The 12720-nt window shown below is 47.4% G+C and carries 16 protein-coding genes; 7 read left to right on the top strand and 9 right to left on the bottom strand.

From position 1 onward, the window contains the following. Window positions 1-22: 22 nt before the first annotated feature. From MKX59_RS02820 to MKX59_RS02800, 5 genes are all read right to left on the bottom strand, one after another. Window positions 23-514, bottom strand: coding sequence for a GNAT family N-acetyltransferase (locus MKX59_RS02820; protein WP_028542186.1), 492 nt, complete (start codon window positions 512-514; stop codon window positions 23-25). After that, window positions 511-1611 carry a type 2 isopentenyl-diphosphate Delta-isomerase gene (gene fni / locus MKX59_RS02815; RefSeq protein WP_023990726.1) on the bottom strand — a complete coding sequence of 367 codons (1101 nt, stop codon included), beginning with the start codon at window positions 1609-1611 and terminating at the stop codon, window positions 511-513. The genes MKX59_RS02820 and fni overlap by 4 nt, the downstream gene beginning before the upstream one ends. Window positions 1612-1922: 311 nt before the next feature. Next, window positions 1923-2414 carry a DMT family transporter gene (locus MKX59_RS02810; protein ID WP_023990727.1) on the bottom strand — a complete coding sequence of 164 codons (492 nt, stop codon included), beginning with the start codon at window positions 2412-2414 and terminating at the stop codon, window positions 1923-1925. A 59-nt stretch (window positions 2415-2473) separates the two neighbouring features. Next, on the bottom strand, window positions 2474-3178 hold the full coding sequence (locus MKX59_RS02805) for a Crp/Fnr family transcriptional regulator (protein WP_053326275.1): 705 nt from the start codon (window positions 3176-3178) through the stop codon (window positions 2474-2476). Between the two features lie 59 nt (window positions 3179-3237). Beyond that, window positions 3238-3663 carry a DMT family transporter gene (locus MKX59_RS02800; RefSeq protein WP_023990729.1) on the bottom strand — a complete coding sequence of 142 codons (426 nt, stop codon included), beginning with the start codon at window positions 3661-3663 and terminating at the stop codon, window positions 3238-3240. 235 nt (window positions 3664-3898) lie between these two features. Here MKX59_RS02800 and MKX59_RS02795 point away from each other — a divergent pair, with 235 nt between their 5' ends. After that, complete coding sequence (locus MKX59_RS02795; protein ID WP_053326276.1) at window positions 3899-5395, top strand: phospholipase D family protein; 1497 nt, start codon at window positions 3899-3901, stop codon at window positions 5393-5395. A gap of 33 nt (window positions 5396-5428) precedes the next feature. Here the strand turns inward: MKX59_RS02795 and cls are convergent, their stop codons facing one another. Next, window positions 5429-6940: a cardiolipin synthase gene (cls, locus tag MKX59_RS02790; protein WP_023990731.1), complete on the bottom strand. Its 1512-nt coding sequence runs from the start codon at window positions 6938-6940 to the stop codon at window positions 5429-5431. Between the two features lie 204 nt (window positions 6941-7144). On the opposite strand from cls, the gene MKX59_RS02785 reads away from it, so the two are divergent. Genes MKX59_RS02785 through MKX59_RS02770 form a run of 4 tightly spaced genes read left to right on the top strand, consistent with a single transcriptional unit; the run spans window position 7145 to window position 9427 of the window. Continuing rightward, window positions 7145-7738 carry a TetR/AcrR family transcriptional regulator gene (locus MKX59_RS02785; protein ID WP_023990732.1) on the top strand — a complete coding sequence of 198 codons (594 nt, stop codon included), beginning with the start codon at window positions 7145-7147 and terminating at the stop codon, window positions 7736-7738. Between the two features lie 44 nt (window positions 7739-7782). After that, window positions 7783-8124, top strand: a complete 342-nt coding sequence (locus tag MKX59_RS02780; protein ID WP_028542189.1) for a DMT family transporter — start codon at window positions 7783-7785, stop codon at window positions 8122-8124. Continuing rightward, window positions 8124-8438 carry a DMT family transporter gene (locus tag MKX59_RS02775; RefSeq protein WP_013312355.1) on the top strand — a complete coding sequence of 105 codons (315 nt, stop codon included), beginning with the start codon at window positions 8124-8126 and terminating at the stop codon, window positions 8436-8438. Before MKX59_RS02780 ends, MKX59_RS02775 begins: the two co-directional genes overlap by 1 nt. Window positions 8439-8494: 56 nt before the next feature. Next, a complete protein-coding gene (locus MKX59_RS02770) occupies window positions 8495-9427 on the top strand; it encodes a 1-phosphofructokinase family hexose kinase (protein WP_340857545.1) in 933 nt (310 codons plus the stop codon). 105 nt (window positions 9428-9532) lie between these two features. Here MKX59_RS02770 and MKX59_RS02765 read toward each other — a convergent pair whose 3' ends face one another. Continuing rightward, window positions 9533-9967, bottom strand: coding sequence for an Lrp/AsnC family transcriptional regulator (locus MKX59_RS02765; RefSeq protein WP_023990735.1), 435 nt, complete (start codon window positions 9965-9967; stop codon window positions 9533-9535). A gap of 157 nt (window positions 9968-10124) precedes the next feature. On the opposite strand from MKX59_RS02765, the gene MKX59_RS02760 reads away from it, so the two are divergent. Then, entirely contained in the window at window positions 10125-10586 is a 462-nt protein-coding gene (locus MKX59_RS02760; RefSeq protein ID WP_340857543.1) for a VOC family protein, read from the top strand. Between the two features lie 203 nt (window positions 10587-10789). Beyond that, on the top strand, window positions 10790-11281 hold the full coding sequence (locus MKX59_RS02755; RefSeq protein ID WP_340858987.1) for a DUF3592 domain-containing protein: 492 nt from the start codon (window positions 10790-10792) through the stop codon (window positions 11279-11281). Here MKX59_RS02755 and MKX59_RS02750 read toward each other — a convergent pair. Continuing rightward, window positions 11234-11848 (bottom strand): LysE/ArgO family amino acid transporter, encoded by a 615-nt coding sequence (locus MKX59_RS02750; protein ID WP_340857542.1) that lies wholly within the window; start codon window positions 11846-11848, stop codon window positions 11234-11236. The genes MKX59_RS02755 and MKX59_RS02750 overlap by 48 nt on opposite strands. Before the next feature lie 75 nt (window positions 11849-11923). Beyond that, window positions 11924-12676: a molybdenum cofactor guanylyltransferase gene (mobA, locus tag MKX59_RS02745; RefSeq protein WP_340858986.1), complete on the bottom strand. Its 753-nt coding sequence runs from the start codon at window positions 12674-12676 to the stop codon at window positions 11924-11926. Window positions 12677-12720: the final 44 nt, after the last annotated feature.

Below are 12720 nucleotides of genomic sequence, written 5' to 3'. Positions count from 1 at the left end.
CAGGATTTTGCTATATCCCTATTTAGATTTCTTTGCTCATCTGGATATCCGTAACCCGATAGCCCGATTTGCGATATACATGCAAAGCTCGCTCATTATGCCCAAATACATGCAAACCGATGCGGACAGCTCCCAGTCTGCGAGCCTCCTTTTCCAAAGCCTCCATCGCCAGCGTACCTAGACCTCTCCCCTGGTATGAATCGTATACAAGAATATCCAGTAGAAAAGCTTCTTTTCCTTGCGCGCCGTCCGTAATATTGAACCAGATATAGCCAGCTTCTTCCTGACTCTGCCCCCCGGCATCGGAAAACATCAACATATACAGGTGAGCATGAGGTGTGTCTAGCCTCTGTGGCAGGTATCGAGCAAAACTTTCTGCCGCACGTTCTGGTGCTTCTTCTACCGTCCATGTACCTGCTTGGATTTTCTCATCCGCATAGTCGGCAAGCGAGCGTTGTTCAAATCGATCATATTGCTCCGCATTCATCTGAACCAATGTAATAAGTCCGCTCATCCATTTACCTTCTTTCTTAGTCGAGTCGTGTCTTTAAGCCCTTCTATTCCATCTACCCCAATCCCAAACATGACCGTTCGGAGTTCCAGCTCCACCTGCTCCAGGCGTGCTTCCAGCGCTTCGCTGGAGTCAACCGCCGAACCGAGCAAAGAACGCCCGAAGCCTGCCATGTCAGCCCCCAGAGCGAGCGCCTTCGCTGCATCGACACCGTCTCTCAGTCCACCGCTACCGATCAGAGCACCATGTGGCTGAGCAGCTCTAACTTCCACGATACAATCAGCGGTTGAATTTCCCCAATCCGCAAACGCCTCCGCCGCGGCACGACGCACAGGATCAGGATTACGAAATTTCTCCACTTGGCTCCAGCTTGTCCCACCTGCGCCAGCGACATCAATAAAGGCAGCACCCGCATCATACAGTCTCGATGCCGTCTCGCCATCTATGCCCCAGCCTACTTCCTTCACTCCTACAGGCACTGAAAGCTGACGACACAACTCCTCGATGCGCTGAAGCAGGCCGCTAAAATCCAAATTCCCTTCGGGTTGAAAAATCTCCTGCAATCCGTTCAAATGCAGCACCAACATATCTGCTCCGGCAATTTCCACTGCACGGCGACAATCGTCCACGCCAAATCCGTAGTTCAGCTGCACCGCACCCAGATTGGCAAGGACCGGGATGCTGGGTGCTAGACGGCGAACCGCAAAGGTTGAAGCTAATTCTTCCCTTTCCACCGCAGCCCGTACCGAACCGACGCCCAGCGCCCAGCCGCGTCTCTCCGCTGTCTCTGCTAATCGCTCATTAATCGCTCCTGTCTCGGCGCTGCCGCCTGTCATGGAGCTAATAAGTAGCGGTGTTCGTACAGCCTGTCCTAAAAAGGTAGTATCCAGACGAACCTCGTCAAAATGCAACTCCGGCAGAGCGCAGTGCTTAAAGGCATATCGCTCTAGCCCGCTGGTGATGCCTTGTCCGGCCACATCTTCTTGCAAACAAAGGCGGACGTGCTCAATCTTCCGTTCGCCTGTCCGTGCGGCAGGTAACAAAGAGCCGGATCTATTAAAACCGTCAGGTGCTCCTTTTTCATTTTCTGTACTACTCATCTATGTTCCACCTCATCCAAAGTCACTCTGTTTATTGTATCAAGTTCAAGAAGCACAAATAAGACCGTTCCCGAACACGGTAACCGATCTATTTATCGTCTCTTATATCAAATATCGTAGCCCTTAATATGGCTATTTTAAGATACTTTCATTGTATCATGGATGGAAAAATATATACACGATCGTGAACATTTTTTCTTTCGGAAACTCTACAGAAAAGCCGCTCCTAATTGAGCTGCCGCTTTTCTGCAAAATGCCTATTCGAAAGGACAATCCCTATCCCAGCAAGATAAAGGTCTTTACAATCTCCTTTATCCCTTCATCGAATCAGGTACAGATGAAATGCTTTCTGCTTGCTCCTTCGTACGCCCATGTCCAAATTTGAATACGAGAATACCACCGATAATGACCAATACTCCGATCAACTTATTAAAGGTAAACGGAATCTTTTCTAATCCCAGCCATCCTAACGAATCCCACAACAGGGCGGTACCTAATTGCGCCGTCAATACAATGGAGATCGCATAGGTCGGGCCAAGTCGCTTCATTCCTTGTACCAGACAGAACACAACACCGACACCAATCATGCCACTGAACCAGTACCACGGCTGCATATGCTGTAAAGCAAATGTATTTTTCCCTTCAAAAATAAGACTCCCGAGTAAGGAAGCCAAGAACCCTGTTCCCAGCACCAATGTTGTTGTGGCCCACGATCCTGTCCGTTCATTCACCTTATTATTGAATATCGTTTGCAGACTGACCAAGGCACCTGCGATAATCGCCAATACAATTCCTAATAACATATTTTAACTCTCCCTTGATGATCCCTGATATTCTTCTGCCTTTATCCTAAATGCTCCTATTACAATGATTCATAAATATTATGTCCTGCCAGTTCACTCAAACCTTTTCTGTCCCGAATGACAATGTAACCTTTGGTCCGTTCAACCCATCCATCTTCAATCATTTTGCGAATGACACGGTTGAGATGTCTATAGCTGGTTCCGATCAAATTCGCCACATCTACCAGACTAGATGCACGTAATTCCTCATGAAAAGCCGTATTCGATTCGTCAAAAGAAACCGATAGCAGGTAGCTCGCCAGCCTGACTTCCACCGGATACATGAGATTGAAACTGGAAAAGTCGGAGTCCAGGCAAAACTTTCGCGTGACAATATCCAATAGAAATTGCAGCAAAGGAGCATAGTCTCTGCCGTATTTGTTCATCCATTGGTGGTGAATACCGATCACATAGATCGGAGACACTGCCTCTACTGTGTTGATAACGTGACTACTCCGAATATATTCAACATCTCCTATGACCTCGATCGGTGTTTTGAAGCAAAGGATCAGGGTCTTCCCTTCTGTAGAACTGGTATAAATCTTGACCTTGCCCTGCACCAGTATATATAGATGTTCGATGGAGTCTCCCTGTGAACAGAGCCTTTCCCCTTGCTCCAAACGATGCAACGACAAATAAGGATGTAGTGGCTCGTAGAGTATGGATTCCAACTCATGCAGCTGCAAAAAATATTTTAGCTGCTCTTGATCCTGAATTTCTCTCATTCCTAAGCTCACCTTCAATTTCTACATACTAAGCTTTCTTTACAAGTTAAAATTCTATTTTAGAGCTTCAGAATAATTACACCCGCGATCATCATACCAATACCTATAAATTGTGGCAGTTTCATCTTTTGCTTCACTATACCGAACCATCCCTTGATATCTACCAGGAAGGTTAAACACAACTGCGCAATCAACAACGCCGAGATCGTGAACGTAACCCCAATATGTTGGATTGCCGTGACTTCACTAAATATAATAATAGCTGCAAAGGCACCGCCCCAAAGATACATTGGCTTTACCTGTTTCATTTCAGCTACATTACCATCCCTTGTAAACATCCAGACTAATGCTGCCAAAATAAAGCCTATTAGCTGAGTAACAGTGGCCGCCGGCCATGTACCGATATCCTGACTAATCCGTGTATTCGCTACCCCCTGTAGCGTAATACAAGCTCCTCCCAGAAAAGCAAACAAGATTCCTCTCATAAATCGTTATTCTCCCCATGTAAATGACTTTTCTATATATTAAAGTATAGGGCAGACTCTCTATAAAGGACATATGTCCTCAATGAATAGTAAAACATACTCCATTTCATTCCATTCAGTATCCGCGTCAATCCTGCACACTTGCGTTAATAACTTGACAGTATCCCATCATAAAACTGCATGTTCCGGCACGATAAAATGGAATGCAGTATTCAATTGAGGAGTTGATCGTCATATGACTACACGTGATCCGCTGCATTCTGTGCCGGAATATCAAAGAAAAACCGGGAAAAAGGGCCGTACTCTTAAAATCGCCATTCTGGTACTTATCCTCTGGCTGATTGCCGTCATGCTGTATCAGACCCATAAACCATTGCCTCCGTTCGTCTCTTATGAGAGTCAGGAGTATTCAACCCATGAGGTAAACTTCTGGACGGATTTGACCTATCCGACCGGGGATGGAAGCACTGCACAGCATGAAGGACAAATTTTGAATCGTATGCTCGGGATCATTGATGAAGCCCAACAATTTATCGTCATCGACCTGTTTCTGTTCAATGACTATAAGCATAAAGGTCAGCACTTCCCCCAAGTCAGCGCACAAATGACCGAGCATCTTATTGCCAAAAAGAAAGCTCATCCGGATATGCCTATCTTTTTCATTACAGATGAAGTCAATACCAACTATAATTCTGCCCCCAATCCTTTGTTGGAGAATATGAAGCGAGCAGGGATTCAAGTGGTGCAGACCGATGTAGACCCGTTGCGGGACTCCACCCCCATCTATTCGGCGGTGTGGCGTACCTTTTTCCAATGGTTCGGGCAGCAGGGCACAGGCTGGATTCCCAACCTGATGGCCAGTGACGGACCTGATGTAACGGCTCGCTCCTATCTTAAGCTGTTAAACGTCAAGGCCAATCACCGAAAATTGGTTGCCAACGAACAGACAGCGCTCATTTCTACAGGCAACGTGCACGACGCGAGCGCCTATCACTCCAATGTAGCGCTGGAGGTGAAGGGGCCTATCATCGGAGACATTTTACAAACAGAGCAGGCGGTGTTGGACTTTTCGGGCGGTGGGCAGCTTCCTGCCTATACACCACAAGCTGAACCCAAAGTTCCATCGAGTAAGGACAGCTACCGGATCAAATATCTAACTGAGGGCAAGGTGTACACCTCAGTTCTGGATGGCATTGCGCAGACGAAAAAAGGTGACAGCATTCATATGGGCATGTTTTATTTGGCTGACCGCAAAGTATTGAACAGCCTGCTGGATGCCTCTGCGCGCGGTGTAAACATCCAATTGCTGCTGGACCCCAATGAAAACGCGTTTGGTCAGGAAAAAATCGGCATCCCCAATCGTCCGGTTGCCCAGGAGTTGTCCGATAAATCGGGCGGGAACATTCAAATTCGCTGGTATCATACCACCCATGAGCAGTTCCATACCAAACTGATTTATATCGCCAAGGCACAAGGAGAGCATATCATTTGGGGTGGCTCTACCAATCTGACCCCCCGTAATCTGGATGATTTGAATCTGGAAAATGAATTGTGGGTGGCCGCTCCGGCGGACAGCAAGCTGACCCGACAGGTTGCGGCCTATTTTGATAAGCTATGGAATAATCAGGGGGCTGAATACAGTTTGGATCTAGCAGCTTACGAGGATCATTCAACATTTTGGAAAGATATTATATACCGTCTACAGGATATTTTAGGCTTTACTACATTTTAACTACGGGATACTGCTGTAGCGAATTCGTTTATGTTACAGCAGCGGTGAAAGCAGCCGCGCGAGTGATTCCATCAAACGTTTGAACAGACGTTTTTTCATGAATTCTTCGCGTACGATCAGACTGGCAGAGTGCAAATCTCGTTCGTAGTCTGTTACCATCTGCTGCACACTGTGCGTTTGAATTAACAGAGCGTTAACTTCAAAATTCAAATGAAAGCTACGCATATCCATATTGGCTGTCCCGATGGTCGCAACTTCCCCGTCAATGATGAGGAGCTTGGAGTGGAGGAACCCTTTTTCATATTCATATACCTTGACTCCAACCTCCAGCAACGACTGGAAGTACGAATGAGACGCGAGAAACGGTAGCCATTTATCCGGTTTTGCGGGAAACAGAATACGCACGTCCAACCCGGACAAGGCAGCCATCCGTAAGGCAGTCAGGATATCTTCATCCGGGATAAAATAAGGAGTGGCAATCCAGACTGATTTTCGGGCAGATGTGATCATGGAGAAAAAGAGATTTTTAAGTACTCTCCGCTCATTATCCGGGCCGCTGGCAATAATCTGCACGCCTCCATCCGTAATGGGTTCAATATTGGGAGACAGATATTCGCTATCGAGCACCGACTCGCCCGTCATGTGAAGCCAATCCTGTAAAAATATAAGCTGCAACGTCCGCACAGCTTCGCCCTTCACAATCATATGCGTATCACGCCAAAAGCCGTAGGCTTTGTTGCGGCTGAGATACTCATCCCCTACATTTAGTCCACCAATTAATCCGATATTACCGTCGATAACTACAATTTTACGGTGATTACGATAGTTTACCCGGCTGGAGAAAAACAAGATCCGAGCACCACCGTATGCAACGACCTCTACTCCTGCATCTCTCATTTCCTTCAAAAATGACTTCGACAACTGAATACTGCCCACCGCATCGTACATAAACCGAACCTTAACACCCGCTTTGGCCTTTTCGATCAAAATCTTCTGAATGCTGGTACCGATATCATCCGACCGGAAAATGTAATATTCCATATGGATATGATGCTGCGCCTTGCGCAGTTCTTCCAGCAAAGTGGAGAAGGTTTCATCTCCATTGTTCAGAATTTGAGTCTCTGTCGCAAAATAAATCGGGGAGCGGGCCAGTCTGCGGGCCAAACGCATCAACTGCTGCTGCTCATCTGTAAAGCAGGTCAGATCCCGTTTGACTCGCAAAGCATCCTTTTCAATGCGGTCGTAAGCCTGTTGGTCACGCAATGCCTTTTTGTCATACTTGCGACGCTTGAATACATTTTGCCCAAACAAAAAATAAAGAGGAAGTCCAACGACTGGCAGCAATGCCAGCAGCAAAATCCAGGACATCGTGGTGGAGGGATTACGATTCTCCGTAAAAATAATCAGACTGATGGAGATCACTGTCAGGGTGGAAAAAATACTGATGACAGTTCCTTCATTTTTGCCGATGTAATTAAACAAGCCAAAATAATAAATAATAAACACCATAGCCGCGATCAATACGGCCAGTAAGCTTCGCCTCATAACTAACCTCACTTCCAGTGGACTGCATTTGACAGGTATTCTTCATTATATTGTACATGAGCCCCTTATTTCTTCCCACTTTTTTATTAAAATGTTGATAAAAAAATCCAAAGAAAAGCTTTATACAAAACGCAATGATGCTGGGTTGACACTTACTTTTTTTCGTGTAAAAATAAACTAACGAACGTTAGGTAGGTGAAAATAATGGGGATGGAAGAGATTCGAAAGGCCGCTCTTTTTCAGTTTGCCACCAATGGGTATGAGGGAGCCTCCTTGAGCAGTATTGCCGCTGAGGTCGGTATCCGAAAACCGTCTATATACGCGCATTTCCAAGGCAAGGAGGATCTGTTTCTACAGGTGGCGAGGTACGCTTTTCAAGAGCAGAATTTACGTATTTTCGAATACTTTACGGAACGTAAAGATCAGCCGCTTAAGCATACCCTGCATGACTTCTTGTTTTGGATGGGACAGGAATATGAGAGCAACGACTCAGCCAAGTTTATGCTTCGCTTTTCCTTCTTTCCGCCTGTATCGTTGTATCACGAGGTGCTGGATATTGTTAATCCTTTTCTGGATAAAATGGAGCGAAAATTAACTCGCCGCCTCCGGAATACACGGGATCGGGAACCCTTTGGGCATATGGAGCCAGTGGATGTGGCTTTAGCCTTCATGACACTGGTGGACGGAATTATGGTGGAGCTACTGTACAGTGGAAGCATCAACTACCACCGAAGACTGAACGCTGCATGGCCTATTTTTTGGCGTGGGATTACGTTAACCTCACCTCATGAAGCGTGAAGCCGTCGAACTTATAAAATCTATTTTTGAGGAGAACATTCATCATGAATCGCAGTTGGATTTACGTTTTTGTTGGCGGCCTGATTGAGGTCGTATGGGTATCGGGTTTGAAGCATGCGGATTCTGCACTCGCCTGGGCTGTAACCGTGCTGGCTGTGATAGCCAGCTTTTATTTGATCATGAAGGCTGCGAAGCGTTTGCCTGTAGGCACGGTATATGCTGTATTCACCGGACTGGGGACAGGGGGAACGGTCGTAGGCGAAATGCTGCTATTTGGGGAACCGTTTCAATGGTCCAAAACGCTGTTAATTGCCCTTTTGCTGGCAGGTGTGGTCGGCTTGAAGTTAGTTACCGACCGTGATGTTCAGGAAGGGAGTGGTGCATAATGGCTTGGATTGCATTGGTTATCGCGGGATGCTCGGAAGTGTTAGGAGTCATCGGTATGAAGGGCGTTACGGTGGGCAAAGGCTGGAAGTCCTTAGTGCTTATGGTCTTATCCTTTGTTCTTAGCTTCTCTCTACTCAGCTATGCCATGAAAAGTTTGCCTATGGGAACTTCCTATGCGGTATGGACAGGCATCGGAACGGTTGGCAGCACGATTACAGGCATGTTCTTGTACGGTGAACAAAAAAGCGTACTGCGTGTTTTATTCATCGCCATGATTCTTGCCGCAGCATTGGGATTAAAGCTGATATCTTAGCATGAGCGAATGGCATCAAATGTTGCAAATTGCTGATCTTAAAGGAGTGATGCCTTGTGATTACCACCGTAACGCTTAACGCGGCTGTGGATAAAATCTACACGGTTGCAGGCTTCGGTTTGAATGCCGTCCACCGCATTGAAGGCAGCCTCACGGTGCCGGGCGGCAAGGGCGTGAATGCCGCTCGCGTCATTCGCACGCTAGGCGAGCCTGTACGAGCGACCGGGTTTGCTGCCGGACACACCGGACGGCTGCTCATTGACGGGTTGAGCGCAGAAGGCGTAAGTGCCGATTTCATTGAAACGGCACATGGGGAAACCCGTCTCGCCATTACCGTGCTCGACCCGTCCGCGCGCACGCAGACCGAGCTGATTGAGAGCGGACCGACCGTTGGTCCGCTTGAATTAGCCGCACTGCGGCGCAAAATCGAGACCCTTGCCGAGGATTCGGCTTGGGTCGTATTCTCCGGCAGCCTGCCACCCGGCTGCCCGCCCGATCTGTACGCCGAGCTGTGCACGCTGGCGAAGGCACGCGGCGCGCGGGTGGCGCTGGACGCGAGCGGGGAGGCGCTGCGCTTGGGGCTGCGCGGAAAGCCCGACCTCGTGAAGCCTAACGAGGACGAGGCCGCCCACTTCGCGGGAATCGACGCTGCGCGCCCGGATGCCGCTGAAGCGGCGGCAGCAAAGCTGCTGGAAGCCGGAGCGCAGCTGGCCGTCATCTCGCTCGGCGCGCGCGGGGCGCTGGCGGTAACGAGCGATGCGCGCTACCGCGTGAGCCTGCCAGAGGCGAACATTGTCAGCGCGCTCGGCAGCGGTGACGCCATGGTCGCCGGGCTGGTCACCGGCGCGGCGACGGGGCTGGATCTCCCTGCCATGCTACGGCAGGGAGCGGCCTGCGGCACAGCGGCAGCTCTGCACGCCATGGCCGGGAAGATCGAGCTCCAGGACGTGAAGCGTCTGGAGCAAGGCATTACGGTGACGCTGTTGTAATTCAGCGTCACTTTTTTATTTCATCCAAGCATTCGCTTGTCTTCATTTCACAAATACAGTTATTCCGAATGCTCTATATTCCAAATGTTCGGTTCTCCGATTGGCTTACAGCAAAACCCTGTTCTCCAGTATATTTTTCATACAAATATGCGACTTCGAAGGACCTAGCTTAACTAGGGAATCCTGAAGCTCTGCAATTTCCTCTACCGACGCGGTTTGTACCTTCATGAGATAATTAAATTCTCCACTAATGCGAAATAAATCGGTGACTTCCTTCGCCTCTCTACAAAATTCAACCAGCTCTTGGCAATGTTCTGTCTTTATTAGAATAAATGTAGTCGTCCCTCGATTCATTTCCCGTAAATTAAATACGGTGCTATATCCAGAAATAATCCCTCGTTCTTCAAGCTTGGTTATCCTTTCTTTAACAGACGGCTGTGACATCGAGATTTCTTTACTGATTTGGGAAATAGTTATCCGAGCGTCATGCTGTAGCAATTTCATGATTTTGTAATCTATATCGTCAATGTGATGCTGCATATCGAGCCCTCCTAACCTGAATTTAAAAAATAATATTTTTCACCCAAATTAACTTTTATTTAATAATTAATATAGTATAAAAACCTTACTTTAAATATATAAGCACCCCATAATTATTCATATAATAAGGTTCACTTACATATAAGGAGGATCTGAAATGAGCGTAAAGGGACTAGCGCATGTTGCCATACAAGCCCGTGACTATCAAGCGACCATTGCATTTTATACCAAGGTATTGGGATTTAAAAGAGGACATCACTGGAGTCTTCCGTCTTTTCGAATTCAAGAGGCTTCCATGCTGATCTCACCCGATCAGAGAACCTGTCTCGAAATTTTTGATAAAGATGCTGTCATTCCTGCCCAAGGAAAAAAAGCTTCATCCGAGCAAGAGATTGCTCACGGGGCTTTATTACACTTGGCATTTTACGTAGACAATGTAGATGAAATATATCAAAAAGCCCTTGCCCACGGAGCAAGAACCTTTGTGGAACCCAATCAACTTACACTTGGGGAACCTCCTCTGATTGTAACAAATGCATTAGTCCACAGCCCTAATGGTGAGGTTATCGAATTTATCAAGGATGTTGATTTTGATATGTCCCTATCGAGCAAAAAGTAATCCTCGCAGCTATTAAAAAGATCCACTTCCCGGTGAAGTAGGATCTTTTTATATTCCATACAGCTCTGCCGTTATCTCTATGGAAGAATTAAACTGTTTCTAAAAAAAGTCCGATATATTGATTATCGCTTTGTTTAAAGGAGTAGATTATCATCTCAATTGATTTCAATGTGTATTGGTTTCATTTTAGCTCCGATCTGCTGATGCCATTGTTCAGCTTGATTGGACTGCTACTCATCTATTTTGGATTCAGAACGATCCGTCGTCATCGTTATCGTAAACGCCACTGGGTCCGTACCAAGGGGCAAATCGTTGATGCGCATATCGAAGTAGATATTGATGTCGTTCCCTTTGACCGAGATGATCCGGTAGATACTAGCTACACCCGCCGATTAAAGGTGCGCTTCTATACAGCTTCAGGTGAAGTCGTAGAATTCTGGAATCCTTATAGCACCAACCTAAGCCTCAACCGGGTTGGCAGCAAGATTAAGGTATTATACAATCCATCCAACCCTCGGGACCGCCCGAATTGCAGGCGGTGTAAATGGTGCTGGCTGTCTGGCCTTTATGCTGTTTTTGATCGGTGTTCCCTTTGCTTTGAGCGGGGTATTCGCTGTTTTGAAGTTTTTCCTCTAACCAGGCTTGGATCACATACTGGTAATAAAATTTATCGCCATATACATTGCCAGGCCTAAAATAATCAGTGCCGATATTTTGTTGAGCACAGTCCCAAACTTCCCTTCTGAATCCATACGTCCCACGAGACACCCCGCCGTTGCCAGACCGATGAACCATATCCAAGATACGGACACGGCAGCCAGACCAAAGGCCCAGCGTTCCCCGCCGTCATAATGAAGGGAGCTGGTTCCAATTACCCCAACAGTGTCGAGTATGGCATGTGGATTCAATAGCGATACCGAAGCGGCAAAAATCATCTGTCGTTTCGGGCGCATCGCCTGACTTTCTCCTGAGGAAGCTGCCTTCGACCTCCATAGAGTCCAGACCATATACAGCAGAAACAAACAGCCCGCTGCATAGAGTACGTTCGTGAGCCATAGAAATTGCTGCAAAATAAGAGACACGCCCCCAACCGCAAGCGTGATCAGGATTGTATCACAGACACCCGCTGTAATGACAGCAGGCAGTGCATTGCGAAACCGCAACTGGGACGCTCCTTGATTAAACACAAATACATTCTGTACCCCCAAAGGCAAAATCAAACCCAGCGCCAATAAAACAGCATGGATAATAGCTTCCAACATGTTATGTACTCCCCTCAAAACCATTACACTTCTTCTGTCGCATCTTCCGTTATTTCCTTCCCGATCTTGATGTGGTTATCGTTCTGGATTTTCCAGGTTCTGTACACGTTCGGTACGTTTTTGTATATGCTCCAATTGCTCCACTATAGTCTGATAATCTTGCGGGTAGTTCATATTAAACACAGCTTGCCGCCACATCTCTAAGCTCGCACCTGGCCAATCGCCCGCTGTCTCATAATGAACGTTCAATGAATCTAGCCAGTCGATCAGACGAAGACGTCCACTACGCAGACATTGCTCGGCAGACGGCAACACACTTTGATGATATATGCCTAGCAGCGGATGTATACGTCCATCCACAGAGGCGATCACTGCCTGTAATGCTGGTTCTGCTGGCTGGAGCAATGAGCCATTTCCTGTCAAGGTTGTATGATCTCCTTGTACTTGTTGCTTTCCTTGTTCACTACTTGTCTCTTGCGCCGCTGCCCAGTTCGTTGCGTGAGTAAGCAAAGCACACAATATCTCTGGCTGCACGAAGGGCATATCGCAGGCAACGACAATGCCCCACTCCGTTCTGGAAGCAGAAAGCCCCGCATGAATGCCGCTCAAAGGCCCTAAGCCGGGATACAGGTCTTTTGTCGTTTCCAGATCAAGCTCCCTATACTGTTGTGCATCCCGGGTCACTACAATAACCCGTTTTGCTACCTGCCCTAGCACAGCAGCTATTCTCTCCAGTACCGTAATCCCTCCCAGCTGAAGCAGCGCCTTGTCCTGTCCCATTCTGCTGGAGCGTCCGCCTGCCACGATAATTCCAGTCACCTCCACCATCACCATCGCACCTCCTTTTTGCTATACAAATTCTATCATTAAAC

It is taken from the genome of Paenibacillus sp. FSL R7-0340 (assembly GCF_038002205.1).
Lineage (GTDB): Bacteria > Bacillota > Bacilli > Paenibacillales > Paenibacillaceae > Paenibacillus > Paenibacillus polymyxa_B.
Note: the sequence above shows the minus strand (reverse complement) of the source record. Positions and strands in the feature narration are given on the sequence as shown.

Bases quoted from the DNA above. Each gene is read 5' to 3' on its own strand.
- cls (WP_023990731.1), bottom strand. From the start codon at position 6,940: ATGAGGCGAAGCTTACTGGCCGTATTGATCGCGGCTATGGTGTTTATT.
- MKX59_RS02810 (WP_023990727.1), bottom strand. From the start codon at position 2,414: ATGTTATTAGGAATTGTATTGGCGATTATCGCAGGTGCCTTGGTCAGT.
- fni (WP_023990726.1), bottom strand. From the start codon at position 1,611: ATGAGTAGTACAGAAAATGAAAAAGGAGCACCTGACGGTTTTAATAGA.
- MKX59_RS02750 (WP_340857542.1), bottom strand. From the start codon at position 11,848: ATGTTGGAAGCTATTATCCATGCTGTTTTATTGGCGCTGGGTTTGATT.
- MKX59_RS02780 (WP_028542189.1), top strand. From the start codon at position 7,783: ATGAATCGCAGTTGGATTTACGTTTTTGTTGGCGGCCTGATTGAGGTC.
- MKX59_RS02785 (WP_023990732.1), top strand. From the start codon at position 7,145: ATGGGGATGGAAGAGATTCGAAAGGCCGCTCTTTTTCAGTTTGCCACC.
- MKX59_RS02795 (WP_053326276.1), top strand. From the start codon at position 3,899: ATGACTACACGTGATCCGCTGCATTCTGTGCCGGAATATCAAAGAAAA.
- MKX59_RS02805 (WP_053326275.1), bottom strand. From the start codon at position 3,178: ATGAGAGAAATTCAGGATCAAGAGCAGCTAAAATATTTTTTGCAGCTG.
- mobA (WP_340858986.1), bottom strand. From the start codon at position 12,676: ATGGTGGAGGTGACTGGAATTATCGTGGCAGGCGGACGCTCCAGCAGA.
- MKX59_RS02820 (WP_028542186.1), bottom strand. From the start codon at position 514: ATGAGCGGACTTATTACATTGGTTCAGATGAATGCGGAGCAATATGAT.
- MKX59_RS02755 (WP_340858987.1), top strand. From the start codon at position 10,790: ATGCCATTGTTCAGCTTGATTGGACTGCTACTCATCTATTTTGGATTC.
- MKX59_RS02765 (WP_023990735.1), bottom strand. From the start codon at position 9,967: ATGCAGCATCACATTGACGATATAGATTACAAAATCATGAAATTGCTA.
- MKX59_RS02800 (WP_023990729.1), bottom strand. From the start codon at position 3,663: ATGAGAGGAATCTTGTTTGCTTTTCTGGGAGGAGCTTGTATTACGCTA.
- MKX59_RS02760 (WP_340857543.1), top strand. From the start codon at position 10,125: ATGAGCGTAAAGGGACTAGCGCATGTTGCCATACAAGCCCGTGACTAT.
- MKX59_RS02775 (WP_013312355.1), top strand. From the start codon at position 8,124: ATGGCTTGGATTGCATTGGTTATCGCGGGATGCTCGGAAGTGTTAGGA.